Below are 17,022 nucleotides of genomic sequence, written 5' to 3' on the forward strand. Positions count from 1 at the left end.
AGGCCTCCTTATAAAAAACAACAATTTCTCTTGCGCCAAATCATGAAGCCAAAATTATCCCCATCTCCAGGGTAGGTATGTCCGGCCTCCCAGGTAATGACTGAACGGCCAAAGGGCTGGCAGCGTTTCGCATCAGGTAATGTATTGACTAACTGGTAGCGATACCGGCTTTTAGGCAAAATGGAAGAGTGATAGGTGCGACAAAGTGCAGGCCAATCTTTACCGACCGAATCTTTAATTGCTCCAAGGCGATGAAGCTTAAAGTCGGTGCGTTCTGCCAGGAGCGTTGCGGCACTGATGGGACTTGCCTGATTTGCCACAAAACCATTGAGCGGATAGGTAGATCCTTGAGCGCCCTGGCACCAGAATAGAGAATCCATGGCCGTTCCTGCCAATGCTTTGGTTGCATCTGCTGCACAAGACGCCCGTACTGGCGATGTGGTAAATAAGGTGGCCTCTGGATTAAGAACAAAAGCAAACTCAGAGTCATTCCATGTTGGATCAAGTTCACTCAAATACATCACATCAAAATCTTCTGTCTCCATACAGCCGATGGATGTAAGTACCTGCAGCCAATACATCAGAGGGTATTTGTACCAATGCACGTAATAAAATGCGCCTCGCCCATCCGTATCGGGCATTTGTGAACCACCAAGACCCTGGTCTTTAATATGTAGTTGCACCCCAAGATTCACCATGCAATATGGCTTTCGTGTCACATCGACTAACGCAAAGGGTTCCCAATAACCTATAGTAACTCCTAAAAGTTGTAATTTGTTTGGGCAGGAACAGATAGGGTTCCCAGGATTTTTAGTATCAGGATACTGGCTTTTTACTACTTCGGAGGAACCAATGGTTAAAGGGAACAAACAATCCCAGCAAATGTCGGTAATAGGATTGACAAAATGCCCTTTACACTGCGATGCGTGCAATGAACAGATGAAGAATAAGCCTGCAGCAATTGAACAGAAAAGTCGTTTATTCATCATTCACTCCAATTTCTTTAATTTGCCAATCAAGACCTACCTGACTGACTATGCTTGGAACGTGTTGAAGCTGCAGCCGAGATGAAATGATGCCGTTCACATCAAAATAAATTCGACCAAAAAGCTCTGCAGCAACTCGAACATCACCACCGGTTAAAATGAACTTAACGTGCTTAAAATCGGTGTAATGGTTCTTAACCCAGGCAACCTGTCTTGCATCATCCGCATTAAAGAAAATCAGGGTTTTGAGGAAGTGAACGCGCTCAAATGGGTTTATCCGCGTTCCTGCTTTTGCAATTAAATACCCATCAGGAGTCCAGATATCATGAGATACAGTCACTGCCGGTGAGATGCGAAACGTCTTAGGCGTGCGAGTCGTGCTCAATGCCAAAGGGTGTGGTCTCATCGCCTGACGCGCTGCTTTCTGCTCTAAATCACGCTGAACATGCTCTAAATCACCACTTTGCTGTAATGCATTGAGTTTGTTCATAATGACTTTTCTTATATCCTCTTCTCTAACAGGGAATGTCTGGCCATACTGACCAATATTTTTTGCATGACTTACAGGCTCTAATAAGAAGGCCAGACCAAGAATCAGGGCTAAAAACCGTTTGTTAGTGCGCTTCATGCTTTATCCTTGCTATGGTCAAAGCAATGAGCTCGTCTGTTACATCCACTTGGGAGGGTTTGTAACCAGTCAATACAGGTGCACTGACTAAGGTTACCCGGTGAGACCTTCCATAGTCCTTGATGACTTCTGGAAGGGCTCGTGAAAAGCGATCCATAATGTTTAATTGTTCTTCATGAGTCAGTTTAGAACGGGCAAGCAGCACCGAAGGTGCCTCTATGGCACGATTCATATCAACCACCAAAAGAGGTAACGGCTTAGGCCACATCATAAACATACCCGCCAGGACTCCAATGAACCCACAAACTCCTGCAATGACCCAATATGTGGTGTTTAAGCGATTAAATGGCATAACCCCTCCCATAATGCAGTTCTGCGACATGCGATACCGCATCAAGAAATGCAATCCCTTGTGCCACATAATTAATGACCGCCTGATAATCATCTCCATCAGAAGATAAAAGCACGCGAGTAAATGGATCAACGAACAAGCGATGAAAGGAGGAAATACCGTTGGCGCGCAACAAAACTTGCGAAAAACCAGCTTCTTTCGCTATTGGGAATGATTTCAGAATAGTCATCTCGTAGTCCGAAAAAGTCTCATGCTTTTTTTGATGCTCTAAAAGCGGTGATTCTTCTTGTAAAAAAACAAGCTTTAAAGCGGAGTTCTCCCATGCGGCACGAGCTTCTGAAAATTCAAAATAATCCTCAATCCCCTGAGTAATCGTGACAAATGATGCTTTATGCCGCCGACCAGTACGAAAGCCTTTGGTAATAAAGTTCACTGCAATTAAATCCCCTGTAAAAAAAGACCAGGCTTCATCAATGATGCACATCTTTTGTTTGTTCCTGTCCGAGTTGAACATACGTCTTTGAAACTGAGAAATAACGGACAGGAGAACCGGTGCGCGAATGCTTTGATTGTCTTCAATTTCCTTCAAATCAACTACAATTATGCGGGCATCAGGCGATAACTGGGATGGTTCATTAAACGCCTTTCCATGCTCTGAGGCAGAACAGTAACGCTGAAGGTTTTTAGACAAAATGCGCGCTGTAGGATAGGTTTCGCGGTCGTGCTCGTACAATGACAATAAGACTCCTGCAACCTCATCAATGCGCGTTTGATTCTGAGTTGTTCCAAAAGCGGTTAAAATGGCTTCTCTTAAAGTGCCTCTGTCGTCATCTGTAGCACCGCTGGTCGGGCAAGTTAATAATTCAAACAAGGCAATAATGTCATCAATCTCTCGTAAAATGTCCGTAACATGGGTAAAGGGATTCATCGCCAAATTGCTGTATTCAAGATAAGTCCCACCAAGCGCCTCACACAGTTTTCTGTAGCTTCCACCTACATCAATAATAAAAATATCCCCGCCATTAAATAAAATATTGAGCATCAGCATCTGAATGAAAAAACTTTTACCACCGCCCGATGTTCCGGTTACAGCCATATTGTAATTGCTGCCAAATGCACCCGAGAAAGGATCGATGCAGGCAAACTGATCGCGCATGGTGGGCAACAAAATACCCTTGCCCACCCCGCGCCAGTCAGAAAGAATTGGCATGTATTGGGTTGCATTCCATGAAGAAATTGGCCACATCATGGTTGGAAGAGAAAAATCCTTAGCCAGATTTCCTGTGAAAAAAAACGGCATCGAGACTAAAAAATACGGACATTGCATACGTTTACACAATGCCAATTTAATGTCATTGAACGCAAATACCGTGCGAGCAGCCTCCACATCACGCTCTTTTTCATGAGGTCTTGAAAAAAGAACCACGTTATAAAGCATCTTTACAGAACGAGTCTTCTGTGAGGATAAATCATCTCGAAAAGTACGCCATACTCTTGCCTGCTCCTCAGTTCCCGCTACATTCAAGGCATAATCACTTTTAGATTTTTTATCCAAATCACGGGTCTTGCGGTTCGCTCTACCCTGAGCACGTCCCTGCTCTTCAACCAGATAGATGACCGAGATGATGTGATTACAGGATATTCTTTTATCAGGATGAAAAATGTTGCTGGTATTATTGATGTTCTCCCATAAACAATACTGACGAGGGAGGCGATCAATGGTCAGAACAGATACAGCTGTTTCATAAGCATGTCCAGTTTCATTAGCCCCTTGAATTACTACTTCATTGTTTTTAATTTCAATATCAAAGTCATGAGACAGTGCCTGCTCTTTAAGTAATTTGGTTTTGTCGTATATAACAGGGCGTGGGGTAATTGCATCAGGGCAATTATCCAGATAAAACTGAAGCAAATGCAAAAAATCAGTCGCATCTGCTTGCTTAAATCCAATTTTTGCAGCACTTAAGGATGCTTCAAATGAAACGCGAAACTGGCCAAAACAGGCTTTTAAATCGTTCTCAGATTCTTTTTTGATTTTATCAATGACGATATAGCAATCCGTATGCGTTAATCGAGGTGCAAGCATCGTGTTGGTTTTAAAACCGTGTATGGCGGCTTTTTGATAAAATGCCTTAAGGTTCTCTCCTAACAGGCTTAAATTTTCAAATTCGCTTTTTGTGAACTGCGAAGTAAATGCCTCAATATCTTTCCCTACCTGATTGTGTTTGACGCAAATCAACTGCAAGGTGAACTCATGAGACACTTTAGATTGAAGCAGCGCATCCAGCTGCTCTGCTATGTGTTCATTCGCACCCGTTAAAGGGACAATGCGATAAATTAAACCCGCATTGTGTTCATTAAAAAACAGCTTCGATTCCTCATCAAAATATTGATAAGGTAATAGCTCCTCAGTAAAAGAAGGATATTGATGCGCCTTGAGGTCAAAAGCGGCTCCGTTATCGGCTAGCCCTTTGTCATTCCAGGTCTCCTTTAGCAACTGATAAGTATCTTGAACCCATTCTATAGCGTTTGTAAGCATTGCTTCTCTCCTGTATTCGTGCCAGCGCCTATTTATAATCTGAATACAGATCTTGAATTCTTGCCTGCTGCACGAATTGACCATCGGGTGTATAGCGTTTTTCCTGCACCATACGATTCACCATTTCCATACTTTGACAACCACCCCTGTCAGAAAAAGGACATCTTGCATCCTGATTGTCGAGGATGGATTTCGAGCAGGCACATAACTGCGACACTAAGAAAAGGGTACTCAATAAAAATAGAGGTTTAGTCATGAAGTGGCTCCTCATTTTGTACGGTTGAAAATAATGGGGTAGAGGGTTGTCCTGGTTGATTTAAGAGGGGATTCTCAACAGGATTAACGGTTTGAACCATGGGCTCTTGATTATTGGACTGCATCAATGAAGCGCCATTCACAGGGTGTGTATTTAATTCATAGGCACGGCTTACAGTGGTTGTAACCCCAGACTCGTTTTGGGCATGTCCTTCATTGATAGCGCGTCCTGACTCGTACACCTGATGTTCTTTGTCTATCCAAAAGCCTTTAGTAAATAAAACGGACACACGACGACCAGCACGTGCCACAACCAGTGGATGATAAATATCAGCAATGCGCATTACATAGTCTGAAATACGATTGGCAGGATTACTAAGCGCACCACCAGCAGCCGATTGAGCAAGGGTTGATGCCTGCCCGTAGGTCGTAATGGTGCCAGCCCCCGGATTGATTGTTTGAGCGGTATTTAAATTCTTTAAGCCATCACCAAATCCTGCCAGCATGCCTGCCGCTGCCGAATAGGTTAAGAGCGGCTTTGTTTTTAGAATGGATGTTCCGCGTAAATCCTGCATGGCATCCAAATCAAATACAGAGCCGTAGGCCTTTTGTTCAAAATTGATGTTGTTTCCTGCGCAAGACAGTGTTTCTAAATGCATCACCACGGAACTTCCTGATAAATCACCATAAGTGGATACCAGGGCGACACAGTCTTCCAGATGAGAACGCTGATTGTTGGGCATGATTCCTCCGCTGGTAAGGCGGATTAAAGCAGTTCCCATGTTTTTTGAGCCGTTTATTCCTGCATCACCTAAAACCCCAGTCAGCAACACCCCTTCAACAAAGGTTCCCGCCCAAACATAATTTTTAGAGGTTCGCACTTCCTTGTTTTTTTTCTTCCGGTTGTTAAATTGCACTGTTTCCAGTCCTGATTTTGCGAGCAGTTCGCGCTCTGCCTGATGCTTTTTCTTTTGCTGTGCTTCCATTTCTTCACGAGTTGGCGGCCTAACGGTGACCAGGCTTGCCTGACGGGTAGAAACCAGTGCAACCTGTAATTGTTCGTTCATTTTTTTATTTTCTTCTTCAAGGTGTGAAAGCTGTTCTTTCATGGCCTGGATCAAAGCTTTTGTTTCCGAATTTTCTGTTTTCACAGGTGCTGCTTCCTGCTGTTTTTTATGATGTTCTGCCACTAACTCTTTTAAAGAATCAATTTGTTGCTGCTGTTGCAGAAGGAGTGCTTCGTCACTGCCCTGATTAAAAGTACTTTCAAAAATACTCTCGAACGGAGCTTCTTCCTGGTGGACTGGTTTTTTTTTCTCAGCTGATGAGTAACAATAAAATCCATAGGATGCCCCACCCACCAGTAATAAAATGGCTGCGTGCTTCAATTGTTCCTTTTTGGCCAGTTTATTGGCGTTTTGAGGTTTTAGCGTCAACCATTGTTTTATTTTTTTAAACATTACCTACTCTCCTTCCAACTCATTTTAAGCAGCTTCTGGTTTATCCCTGATTGCTGTATAACCCATATAAATAAGCGATTTTTTTAGGTGGGAGCGCCTCATCACTTAATGACAGGGATTCTGCGTCCTTATGGGCAAATAAGGCGGTTGTAAGCGCCAGCTCATGATTTGATGTATTTTCTAACCGATAGATAAAGCCGGTGAAACGCTTCCCCTGATATTGTTTTTCAAGAGTTACCTTAATGTTTTTTTTAATGTAAAAAGAACGTGGAGTAATTCGTTTCTCATTAAATTCTTTGGGGGTCTCCCCTGCTTTCATGGCAGCGATTGCCTCATCTACTTCACTGGCATCAGGGGTATCCAGTTTCACAAATTTCAATTTTGTTTGAGCGCGCGGCACAAGCCTTAAGGTTTTTCCAACCGATTCATCAGGTGTCAGGGTAAGTGATACGTGATGTCCTTTATCTGTAGTTAGGAACAGGGTAATGGGAACTTGAAAATTGGGCTTTATATACACCGAAGAATCCGTGCTTTCAGGGTTATCCATCTCACTTTTATCTACTGTAATAGCATGCTCTGGGTAACTTAATTTAGTGATCGATTCCCCTTCAACAAACACACGATTAAAGTTAATACTCGATAAGGTCAGATTAAACTGCTCTCCTTCTTCAAAAGCGATGACCGAAGGAGCTGTGCTTGCACAAACAATTCCTGAGCACAAACAACTTATAAGAAGAATGTTTTTTTTAACTTGATCATAAATTGAGTTAGTCATGGTGTATCTCCTGAATGGACACAAGATTTAAAAGGCCTGATTGATGTGAAAACTGCACTCGATACATTTTGTGTTGTGGCTTTAATTGAAGCCCATGGCTTGTGCGATACAATTGCCCTTCGATTTGACCTTGATTTTTAGAGACATCCACGGATACTTTTTCAACATAAAAAACTGAGCTTACATTTTTTTCATGTACTGTTTTTCGCTCGGCATCCAATAGTTTGGAAAACGATTCCTGGTATTTCGCTGGAATCAGATGAGACAGCATGGTGTAGCGTGCATCAATGGTCTCAGGATTGTAGGTCAGGCGTAAGTCAGCAGCTTTCTGCGTCATTTCTTTCAGGTATTCGGGTGAATAGCCTTTATCACCAATGCTAAACTCTAGACCAGTACACACTGGAAGCCAGTGAACCTGCTTATGCAGTAAGGTATAAAAATTTAAGGCGCAAAGGACAATAATTGCAAACGTACTCGATAGCGCCCAAATCAGTGTCAGCTTGAATAACAGTCTGTTTTTTGCAATCGCATTATCACGAAATGAAGTATCCATTAAATCACCTGATATAAATTCGGTTGGCAGAATCGGGAAAAGCTCGAAATACAAGGGACGTTAACCTGTGAGGCAGCGACCAGTATACGATGGCAAACAGACTCCGCAGAGGCAGTCCTCCATACTTGATATGCATCGCAACGCTTAGGGCTGCGCCTATCATAAAAAGCTGATAGGCAAGTCCTGTTAAAAGCCCAATTCCCGTGAGTAAAAAAATGGGCAGGCCTGTGGTAACAGGAATACCCGCAATTTTAGGCTCATCAGAGAGCATAAAGGTTTGGTAGTTGCGAGCCATTATTTCAATGCCCAGTGAGTAAACACCATCAATACAGGAACACCCGCAAGGACTGCGATATTTTTGGTTTTGATGTAGGCATAAGCCCCTGCAAGCCCTTCTGCTAACAAAAGAAAATAAGGGAGATCTGAATCCGCTCCAAAGGTTGCCTTTACTTCCTCTTTTAATCCAGAAAGCCGATTCTCAGCAGCAAAACAGGAGTCTGGCATCAAACACAACAGTGCCAAACCAATCATTAAAAAAGGGAGCAGCTGCCTGGCATACAGATATCCTTTAATGCTCAAATCGTTCATTGCTGTTCTATAGTTCATCACATTCTCCTTTTTTGGTTAAAAAAATCCCCCTGAGCCCCAATTTGTGCTCATTTTTTATTCTTTTTATTTAATGAATCGTGTTTTTGTGGTTTTATAAAGAGCGCTTATCCATCCATGGTTACTCCTTTATCAAGCATGCTTTGACTTAATAGGTGGTTGTTCTTTTTAAGTTCAACTAAAATTTGCGTCAGTAGGTGATTTGCAGAATCCAGTTTTTTGAACAAAGCCACATACTCAACTGCTTTTGCTATGTCAGGAACCTCCTTATCCATTGCTAGCAAAAGCGTAAAAAGCGCTCCACTGGAAAGAATGTGTTTAAAATATTCGACATCCTGTTCATCATTTTCAGTTGAAACGGCAGTCAGATTCTGATTAATCTTAAAATTGTTTTCAGGCAGTGTTGTGGGCTCTGCATGAATAACTCCACTCACAACGATGAGGGTCATCGACAGCATGAGTGTTTTAATTGGGTTCATTGAGCGCTCCTTTTATTTTTGTTATGAACTTAAGCTTTTAAAATTAGTCCGATGTTTGGTCTGTTTCTGGTATGTTGATGTTCTCAAGTTCACTTTTCATCACAATAACTCGTGCAAGATAGGGTTTTACCTTCGGTGATAAATGTGTACAGTAGCTTCTTACATTGCTGATTGCTTTTAATTCATTGTATCCATAAGCCATAGAAACAACTGCACTGTCTTTTTTATGATGCTGCAATTGGGCTCCTGCTGATTCCAGGTAGGCTGCAGCAATTGCGACATCTCCAGAACATAAATCGGAATTGTTTTCTTTGGCAATCTGGTTGAGTTGATAAGACGTATCAAAAATTGGTCTTTCTAAATCGTAGTGATTCGAACTGGTTGCAACAGCACAGGGTGAACCCAGTGCGGTGATGATAAGTCCTGCTATTACATTGATTCTCATTACTATTCCCTCTTTAACTCATTATTGTTTTTTAAATCCTATGCACTTTTTTCATGAAGCTCTAATCAGGCTGCATCAAAAAATGCCCGCTAATGTTTTTACCAGACCTTGTTCCAATGCGGGTCGTGCTTCTGCAAAACTCAGATTGACTTTATCGGCATTGGATACCACCCGCGTTCTATAGCGTTGGTAATCACTGTGTTTGCTCAATGTCTGTGTGGTTCCAGATGCAGTGCCATTTTGAAGGTTGGAATTAAACTGCTCATGAACAGTACCTTTTCCAACGCGCTCAGAAATTTGTACATCGGTAATCATCGTGTAATTCACTGCCTTGACTAGAGAATCTGCAGCCAAACCAATAATTCCCCCACCAATACCTGCACCAATCATGGTGCTTGAATGACCGCTTAATGCACCCAGTGCAGTTCCTGTTGCTGCCCCTGCCAATGCACTGCCATACCCGCCACCTAGCGCGGATTGGCTTGCAGACGCGCTCATTTTTCCCACCTTAAGAATATTGGCCTGCAGCAGGTAATGGGCTTTGGATGGATTTCCAACCACTTTATAGCCATGTTCTTCTAATGCCTGCTTTAGTGACTTATCAATGGATAATGACTCTTGAGAAGTATTCTTAATTGTGATGTAAATCGTTTTTTGACTTTGAGCCACAGGATCAAGAAAAATCGTTTGGCTGAGTTTTGTATCTGTTTCTAAGTTACGATGTTCGATCACTGTTGATGTTGCAGCACAGCTCACCAACAGGGCAAAAGATCCAGTTAAAGCTAAAGTGGTAATTGCCTTTTGTATCTGGTTAATGCATGGTTTCATATTATTCCCTTAACTCGTTAGTATGGTGATTTGAATGGTTAATGAGTCTGTACGCCCCGTGCTTCCTTCCACTGACCAGGCTTATTTAAAAACAGAGATTGTTCTTTTTTAATTTTTTGATGTATTTCCTGACGATGAATAATTACATCTTGTGGTGCATCGAACCCTAAGCGGACTTGATTACCCTTAACACCGAGCACGGTGATATAAATGTCATCATTGATTAGTACGGTTTCGCCTATTCTACGTGTAAGTATTAACATGCTGTGTTCCTTTTATTGGTTAGTGAATTGAATATTCTTTTTTTTGTGAATCAATCTCGAATCGAAGCGCTTCGCATGCCAATCGTGCCTCCATTGCAATGTGCCAGAAATCGCATTCAGGGATTTCCTGATAGGCCAGAGCTAATGACTCAGAGCAGGCGTTTAAAAGACAGTACAGCTCTTCCTTTGTAAACAGTTTTAAACATGGAATTTGTTTCATCATGCAACTCCCAATAACTGGCGAATTTTCGCAAGGTGTGTTGTTGCAATGTCTTTTGATTGAGGCAAAGTGCACAGCACCTTCTCTTTAATTTCCGGGATCTGGTGTCCTTGTCTCATTAAATGACATACCCGTTCATATGCCTCTTTAAATACTGCAAAAGAATGGCCTTCATTATCAATTTCCAGAAATTTAAGCCCCAGTCTTTTGGCAGTAAATTTAACCACTGCATGACTCCAGTTTGGGTTCGTTGAATAAGCGCTGTTTAAAACCTCCCTATGCGCCTCGGCAGCAGAAGGCAGGCGCAAATCACTATAAAAGCCAAGACACAAAGCTCGAAACTGCAGGCAATTGGGTGGAAATTCACAAAACTTGTCGCCTTTACTCAATGTCATTAATCGCTCCACACCACTGTCTAATGCTTTTGGAGTTAAATCTTTAAGTGCAGCAAACCAAACTCCTGTATCATTCACTCCATGCTTACTGATAAAAAGTTGCCCGTATATTGCAGTCAGCTTCATCCAGAGGCTGGACAAGTGTTCCTTCGATAAATGAACCGGAGTTGAGTTCATTGCCTGAGGTGTCCCAGAGTGAGTCGATTGAAATGCCATGATGTTCGCTGACTCGCTCAAGTGCTGTTTGGTTAAGAGTGCTTTGATTTGTACCACGCTCATTGTGATGACTCCTTAATTGTCCTTGTGCCTTTTGTAGTTGTTTTTGCATGTATTGGGCATCTCGCTCAAGCCAGTTAATGAATACTGGATTAAAGTCAGCCCATAGAGTGTTTTGTTTTTTGTTGTGCTTGATAAACGCCTGAATTTCTTCTTTGTCAGTTACTTTGGTTAGTCCCATGGAAAATGCCATTTCGATGGTTTTTGTGTTTGGGTAAAAGTCATCGCAAATTGGTTTTTTGCTGCAACAAAAATCATTGCTCGCAATTTCAGTTTGTTTGTTTGAGTTAGTTATATTAAATATATTAATATTCTTTGCAGAGCTCTTTAGTGTGTTAGCTTCTCTGTTAACTTCTATGTTAGATTTTCCCTCTGAATCTCCTTCTCTATCAGAATCTATAAGGGATTTAGGTGAATTAAGATCTGTGTTAACTTCTTTCTTTATAATCAATTGATTATAGATCTTAGGGACCTCTGGGAATATAAATTTTAAATTTTGCCCTTCAGTTATAACTTGAAAGTATTCGCTACACTCATGTTCTATAGACTTTATGAAATTTCTGATGGTTTGCTTAGATGGAACACCACTGTTGATTCGACCTGGAGCGGTTTTAATCTCTAAGGATCTTGATAGATCACGATAACTAATGTCAGATACAATTCCCGTAAGAGGATTTGCAAGATTTAATAGTTCATAAATAATTAATCTAGGACCATAGGGTAATAATTGAAACTTTTTTTCTATTTGTTTCCTAGCATTAATGTATAACTCAACATCAAACTTCATCAACAAATCCTTTTATTTATCTAATTTATTAGATAAGACTATCAGCCAATGGTAAAAATTACAATAATTTTTTTACCATTAAGGTAAATTTATAATGATTTGTCATACCTAATATGCTATAACGCATTGTATTTTGATGTTTTTTATACTATTTTTTTGGTAAATTCTTACGAAGATTTATTAACCATTTTGGTATATCATAGAATAAACATGCACCTGACTGAATTATTTAAATATGAGCAATCCTGTAATAGACAATGTTTCATCCCCCGAGTCTCGGGGCAAGAGAATAAGATTCATACGCGAGCATCTCCTGTCTTTTACACGAGAAGATTTTTGTCGCGATTCTAATTTTACTGCTCAATCATTAAAAGGATGGGAATTAGCATGGGGAGGAGGTTTATCCCAGCAGGGGGCTGTAAAAATCGTTAAACGAGCTAAAGAGTTAAATATTTATTGCACAGAATCATGGTTAATGCATGGCATTGGTAAAAATGCCACAAAAATCACAAAAGATTTAGATATCCAAGAGGGTGACGAAAGCCACATAGCTAAAGAATTACTACTATTCAGAGAACTACAACACTCTATTGACACCGTTATAAAAGATGATGGCATGATCCCTCTCTTATACCCTGGGAATTATGTTGGCGGTATAATAGTCAACAACATTGAGAGTGCCATTGGCAAAGATTGTATTATTATTGCGGACAATGATGAAGTATTTGTCAGGATCTTAAGGCATGGACAAGAACCAGCTCGCTATGACTTAGTTTGTTTAAATGAAAAAACTACATTAGTGAAAAAAGAAATAAAAAATACCGCCATTAAATTTGCAGCCCCAATTGTATGGATCCGCAGAATATTTCGAGAAAATAATTACTAATGAAAGCTTACAAAAAAGATATTTTGCCACATCAAGAATTTTATATAATCAGATTTACTAAAAGCTCGAGTCTACCTTATGCTCTTTTCATTCATGGTGGCCCTGGTCTCAATTGTGGAACCATAGAGTATCTTATTGATCATCATAATTTATTTAATTCTCTCCAGTGCAATATTATTCTGTATGATCAACGAAATTGCGGTAAATCTAATAAAATTAAAAAGTTAGTATTACAGCAAGATAATATAAATGATTTGCAAAAAATAATTCTATACCTTGATGACCATTTTAATCTTAACATCCATGCTTTGATTGGACATAGTTATGGTGCAAAACTTCTTTTTGATTACTACAAAAATTATGAGTCGACCATCCCTGGTGTTTTTGTTTCTACCGCTCAATCAATACTAACACCTCGTTTGAATAATTTAATGCTAGACCTATCCTATCTGAAAAAAAGTAATTTAGAGTTATATAACAAAATATTAAATGAAATTAATAATCTTGACCTTAATAAAATCTGGGAACTATCAGAACAATTAACTCCAGTTTTCCAAGAAAATAAAGACAGACCTTATTTATATTGGGCCAATTTAGAATATTATAATTTGGTTCAAAATGCACAGAAAAAGATCAATCTACCATTGGATATGAACACGTTTATCAGTGTAAGAAAAGATCTTTATTCAAAAGAAGCCAATTTTTCTGTTAATATTAATGAGCTTAAAATACGTAAATTATGGATAAATGGTTTTCACGATTTTGTCATGAACGGACACCAAATAGCATTGTCGAACATTCATGAAATTATAACTTTCAATAAATCGTCTCACTACCCACATCTAGAAGAGAATGATCGTTTTAGTGAGCTTTTAAATGAATTTATTAAATAGCTCTAAGGCAATCATCTTATTGTTTTCTATACTAATATCCCCTGTTGTTCACGCACAATCTAAAATTAAAATATGTTTGACCGGTAGGATTGTAGAAAATTTAAAATCATATGGTCAGTCTTTTTTAAATGCAGCATATCTTGCCAAAGAAGAAAATGATCTCTCTAACAAAGTTGTGATTAAGAGTTATTTTTATAATAACAGACCATTGGAGCCAATGCATATTTATAATCAAATGGTAAATGACTCTTGCTCTGCAATTATTGGGTTTGAATATCTATCAGACTTGTTATTAGCTGTAAAAGAACAGAAAAATGACACCATTCCTATTTTTACTTCCTACGCTAGCACCACCAACTCTGATCAATTACCTAAGAATATTTTTATCTTTATGCCAAGCTATAATTACCAAGCTGAAAAAATGATGAGCTACTTACATGAGCGCTATAAAAATATAAACAACGTGTTGCTTATAACGGAAATTAACCGTGATGAGATGCTAAAGTATAAGGAAGTGTATTCCAGCATTCTAAAAAAGGAACACGTACAATATTCTACATTTGATTTTCTAGAAAATGACAGCGATATAGAGGGAAAATTGAGCATTTTTTTGAATGAACGAAAATATCAATATGTTTTTTTATTGTCAGGTGCAATAGCATCAGCAAAAATTGCCAATATTATGAATAACCATAGCACTGTTTTTATTGGCACAGAAAACTTTGGTTCTTCAGTTAGTCAAACATTTTTTATGCGACTAAATGATAAAGTAATTCACTCTCATTTTATCCGCAATTTAGATTTTATACAGCCCTATGATGCTTTAACTAAATTTGAAAATATTTATATTCAAAAATTCCATGAAAAACCCACTGTATTGGCAGCATACACTTATGATTCGATGAAGATTATTTTGAAAGCATTGAATAGAACCGGTATCGTCAATACAAACAGCATATTAAGTACTGATTATATTGGCATTACCGGGGCTTATTTAAATAATGGTCAATTTTATCGATCGACCAATTACGTTATTTTATCAGTTAATAGCAATGGATATGCTTATGAAAAATAAAAGCTCTTCAATCAAAGCAATTTTTATCAAGAAAATGGCATATTCTGCTCTAATCCAATTTATTATTTTTGGATTTATACTCATGCTTGCAAAAGATTATTTTCATAATCAGATGAGTGTCTTTTCCAGAAATTTAATTATTAATGACTCATTTACCACTGATGAAATTGGTAGATATCAGCTTCTTAATAATAAGGATGCTCTTGATTTAGTCCTATACAATTTAGGTAATGAACGCAAACTAGACTCAATAAAATTTGTTCCTTTAAAAAATAAAATTGAAGATGTAGGTACTTGCGAAGAAAACAGCAAAAATAATTACCTTCTATGCAAAAAAGATAATGGGCAAATTTCCGGTATAACATTAATTAAAAATGATGAAAAGATATTGGGCTCGGTGGTTGCAAGTAAGCAATATAATTCTATCTATACTTTGCCAGTGTCCTATGGGCTTTTGTTAATTTTATTGATCGTACTTGGAATATTTCTTTTTAATTTCTTATTTCTATTCCTTTCTATGAGAAAAAAAATAGCAAACAATACCGAATACTTGCTTGATTTTATTTCATCACATCAAAGTAATAATGCTGTTGATTTTGCAAAAGTTGAAATTAATGAATATAGACAAATTGCTAATAAATTTATTGATGAACATCGAGAAATAATCAATTTACAGAAAGAAAAAGCCTATTACGAGGTAAGAAAAAATATTGCTGAGCTTGTTGCTCACGATATCCGATCACCATTAGCGGCAATAAACACCGCACTATCAGATGTAACATCGATTCCTGAAAATAAACGCATTATGATCAGAAATGCAGCTAAAAGAATCAATGATATTGCTAATAACCTACTCTTACAATCTAAAAATAATTTGCTTGACTGTAAAAGTAGTGAAATATATATGAATAATTCTCCAGAATTAATATTTGTAGTTTTAGATAATATCGTTGCAGAAAAAAGATATGAATATTACGCAACCAAAATCCAAATCAACTTACTTGGGTCCGACCACTCATATAATTGTTTTTCTAAGATACACCCTGATTCTTTTAAGCGCGTTCTATCTAATCTCATTAATAATGGTATTGAGGCAGTTAATTCTAATGGCTCTATTATTATCTCTCTAACATGCAATACTACGCATGTCGAAATTATTATTGAAGATAATGGCTGCGGCATTCCTCCCGATATCTTGCCAAAGGTTACAGAGCAAGGATTTAGCTTTAATAAGAAAACTGGTGCTGGTTTTGGTTTATCTTATGCTAAACAATATTTAGAGCAGATCAATGGTTCAATGCATATTCACTCTGAAGAAAAAGTTGGGACAAAAATTCATATCACTCTAATTAGGTCTAACCCCCCTAGTTGGTTCTGTGACTCAATGAATATTAGGTATGGTACTAATATTGTCGTATTAGATGACGATATATCCATCCATGACGCATGGAATGAACGGTTTTCAAATATTTCACACGTTAAAATGTTTCATTTTTATAACGCGATCGACTTAGTTCAGTATAAAGTTGATCCAAAAACTCCAATATTATATTTAGTGGATTATGAGTTGCTCGCTGATATTAAAAATGGTTTAGATGTGATTGAAGAGCTTAATTTAAATGGTAAAGCTATTTTAGTTACCAGTTGCTTTGAAGATATTGCTATACGAAATCGATGTGAAAATATTGGCGTTAAAATCATACCAAAATCTTATGTACCTTATATTAAAATTATTGAGACTCCAGAGAAAGAACTTATAAATACGGTGGTTTTTATTGATGATGATGAAATGATGCGAATGACTTGGATCTTTGCGGCTGAAGAGGCTGGACAAAGTATTTCAACCTATTCGTCATTTGATGAGTTCGTAAATGAAATAAATAATTATTGTAAGAATACTCTTATTTATATTGACTCAGATCTAGGAAACAATGTTAGAGGCGAGGATTGCGCAAAACTCCTTTTTGATAAGGGGTTTATTGACGTTCATCTTGCCACTGGCCATTCGCGAGATCGATTTCGCCAAGTGCCATGGATTAAAACAATTGTTGGTAAAGAGCCACCTTTTCAATTTGCACACGGGAATTCAACATGAACTCTACGGATAAAGATAAATTAAAACACGATTTTTTAAACTCAATTGTTATCATCAACAGCATGACAAAATCTGCTTCGAGTTTCATGAATACAATTTCACAGTCAATGGATACCGTCGATATTAACCAAAAGCAGATGGAAAAATTTTTATATTCTATGAGCGCTATACGTGAGCAAACTTCAAAGATTGAAAATTATTTTTTATCTCTTTTTAATGAATAATT

Annotated in this window: 22 protein-coding genes; 5 read left to right on the forward strand and 17 right to left on the reverse strand. The window is 38.5% G+C overall.

Annotated features, from left to right (window positions below; translation table 11 throughout):
• Positions 1–8: 8 nt before the first annotated feature.
• The 17 genes from traU to ACWTE2_RS16630 all read right to left on the reverse strand — a co-directional run bounded on the left by traU (position 9) and on the right by ACWTE2_RS16630 (position 11,847).
• On the reverse strand, positions 9–986 hold the full coding sequence (gene traU, locus ACWTE2_RS16550; protein WP_014845143.1) for a conjugal transfer pilus assembly protein TraU: 978 nt from the start codon (positions 984–986) through the stop codon (positions 9–11).
• Complete coding sequence (gene traW / locus ACWTE2_RS16555) at positions 979–1,614, reverse strand: type-F conjugative transfer system protein TraW (RefSeq protein ID WP_014845144.1); 636 nt, start codon at positions 1,612–1,614, stop codon at positions 979–981. The genes traU and traW overlap by 8 nt, the downstream gene beginning before the upstream one ends.
• Positions 1,601–1,966: a TrbI F-type domain-containing protein gene (locus tag ACWTE2_RS16560; RefSeq protein ID WP_014845145.1), complete on the reverse strand. Its 366-nt coding sequence runs from the start codon at positions 1,964–1,966 to the stop codon at positions 1,601–1,603. Before ACWTE2_RS16560 ends, traW begins: the two co-directional genes overlap by 14 nt.
• A complete protein-coding gene (gene traC / locus ACWTE2_RS16565) occupies positions 1,956–4,505 on the reverse strand; it encodes a type IV secretion system protein TraC (protein ID WP_014845146.1) in 2,550 nt (849 codons plus the stop codon). The genes ACWTE2_RS16560 and traC overlap by 11 nt, the downstream gene beginning before the upstream one ends.
• A gap of 28 nt (positions 4,506–4,533) precedes the next feature.
• Entirely contained in the window at positions 4,534–4,761 is a 228-nt protein-coding gene (locus tag ACWTE2_RS16570; protein WP_014845147.1) for a hypothetical protein, read from the reverse strand.
• Positions 4,754–6,220, reverse strand: coding sequence for a TraB/VirB10 family protein (locus tag ACWTE2_RS16575; RefSeq protein ID WP_014845148.1), 1,467 nt, complete (start codon positions 6,218–6,220; stop codon positions 4,754–4,756). The genes ACWTE2_RS16570 and ACWTE2_RS16575 overlap by 8 nt, the downstream gene beginning before the upstream one ends.
• A 40-nt stretch (positions 6,221–6,260) precedes the next feature.
• On the reverse strand, positions 6,261–6,995 hold the full coding sequence (traK, locus tag ACWTE2_RS16580; protein WP_014845149.1) for a type-F conjugative transfer system secretin TraK: 735 nt from the start codon (positions 6,993–6,995) through the stop codon (positions 6,261–6,263).
• Entirely contained in the window at positions 6,988–7,548 is a 561-nt protein-coding gene (locus tag ACWTE2_RS16585) for a TraE/TraK family type IV conjugative transfer system protein (RefSeq protein WP_041174155.1), read from the reverse strand. Before ACWTE2_RS16585 ends, traK begins: the two co-directional genes overlap by 8 nt.
• A 4-nt stretch (positions 7,549–7,552) precedes the next feature.
• Positions 7,553–7,843, reverse strand: coding sequence for a type IV conjugative transfer system protein TraL (traL, locus tag ACWTE2_RS16590; protein WP_014845151.1), 291 nt, complete (start codon positions 7,841–7,843; stop codon positions 7,553–7,555).
• Positions 7,843–8,154 carry a type IV conjugative transfer system pilin TraA gene (locus tag ACWTE2_RS16595; RefSeq protein WP_014845152.1) on the reverse strand — a complete coding sequence of 104 codons (312 nt, stop codon included), beginning with the start codon at positions 8,152–8,154 and terminating at the stop codon, positions 7,843–7,845. The genes traL and ACWTE2_RS16595 overlap by 1 nt, the downstream gene beginning before the upstream one ends.
• A 107-nt stretch (positions 8,155–8,261) precedes the next feature.
• Positions 8,262–8,633 (reverse strand): hypothetical protein, encoded by a 372-nt coding sequence (locus ACWTE2_RS16600; protein WP_014845153.1) that lies wholly within the window; start codon positions 8,631–8,633, stop codon positions 8,262–8,264.
• Between the two features lie 43 nt (positions 8,634–8,676).
• Positions 8,677–9,078 carry a hypothetical protein gene (locus ACWTE2_RS16605; protein WP_014845154.1) on the reverse strand — a complete coding sequence of 134 codons (402 nt, stop codon included), beginning with the start codon at positions 9,076–9,078 and terminating at the stop codon, positions 8,677–8,679.
• Positions 9,079–9,153: 75 nt separating this feature from the next.
• Entirely contained in the window at positions 9,154–9,906 is a 753-nt protein-coding gene (locus tag ACWTE2_RS16610) for a complement resistance protein TraT (protein WP_014845155.1), read from the reverse strand.
• Positions 9,907–9,944: 38 nt separating this feature from the next.
• On the reverse strand, positions 9,945–10,169 hold the full coding sequence (gene csrA / locus ACWTE2_RS16615; protein ID WP_014845156.1) for a carbon storage regulator CsrA: 225 nt from the start codon (positions 10,167–10,169) through the stop codon (positions 9,945–9,947).
• A gap of 19 nt (positions 10,170–10,188) precedes the next feature.
• Positions 10,189–10,392 (reverse strand): hypothetical protein, encoded by a 204-nt coding sequence (locus tag ACWTE2_RS16620; protein ID WP_014845157.1) that lies wholly within the window; start codon positions 10,390–10,392, stop codon positions 10,189–10,191.
• Entirely contained in the window at positions 10,389–10,910 is a 522-nt protein-coding gene (locus tag ACWTE2_RS16625; protein WP_014845158.1) for a hypothetical protein, read from the reverse strand. Before ACWTE2_RS16625 ends, ACWTE2_RS16620 begins: the two co-directional genes overlap by 4 nt.
• Positions 10,870–11,847 carry a hypothetical protein gene (locus ACWTE2_RS16630; protein ID WP_014845159.1) on the reverse strand — a complete coding sequence of 326 codons (978 nt, stop codon included), beginning with the start codon at positions 11,845–11,847 and terminating at the stop codon, positions 10,870–10,872. Before ACWTE2_RS16630 ends, ACWTE2_RS16625 begins: the two co-directional genes overlap by 41 nt.
• 235 nt (positions 11,848–12,082) lie before the next feature.
• On the opposite strand from ACWTE2_RS16630, the gene ACWTE2_RS16635 reads away from it, so the two are divergent.
• The 5 genes from ACWTE2_RS16635 to ACWTE2_RS16655 are packed head-to-tail and all read left to right on the forward strand — an operon-like array spanning position 12,083 to position 17,020.
• Positions 12,083–12,733: a helix-turn-helix domain-containing protein gene (locus ACWTE2_RS16635; RefSeq protein WP_014845160.1), complete on the forward strand. Its 651-nt coding sequence runs from the start codon at positions 12,083–12,085 to the stop codon at positions 12,731–12,733.
• Positions 12,733–13,626, forward strand: a complete 894-nt coding sequence (locus tag ACWTE2_RS16640) for an alpha/beta fold hydrolase (RefSeq protein WP_014845161.1) — start codon at positions 12,733–12,735, stop codon at positions 13,624–13,626. The genes ACWTE2_RS16635 and ACWTE2_RS16640 overlap by 1 nt, the downstream gene beginning before the upstream one ends.
• Complete coding sequence (locus tag ACWTE2_RS16645; RefSeq protein WP_014845162.1) at positions 13,610–14,701, forward strand: ABC transporter substrate-binding protein; 1,092 nt, start codon at positions 13,610–13,612, stop codon at positions 14,699–14,701. The genes ACWTE2_RS16640 and ACWTE2_RS16645 overlap by 17 nt, the downstream gene beginning before the upstream one ends.
• Entirely contained in the window at positions 14,691–16,796 is a 2,106-nt protein-coding gene (locus ACWTE2_RS16650; protein ID WP_041174156.1) for a sensor histidine kinase, read from the forward strand. Before ACWTE2_RS16645 ends, ACWTE2_RS16650 begins: the two co-directional genes overlap by 11 nt.
• Positions 16,793–17,020, forward strand: coding sequence for a hypothetical protein (locus ACWTE2_RS16655; protein ID WP_019350432.1), 228 nt, complete (start codon positions 16,793–16,795; stop codon positions 17,018–17,020). The genes ACWTE2_RS16650 and ACWTE2_RS16655 overlap by 4 nt, the downstream gene beginning before the upstream one ends.
• Positions 17,021–17,022 lie beyond the last annotated feature (2 nt).

The sequence above is a fragment of the Legionella nigrisilvae genome (assembly GCF_977063395.2).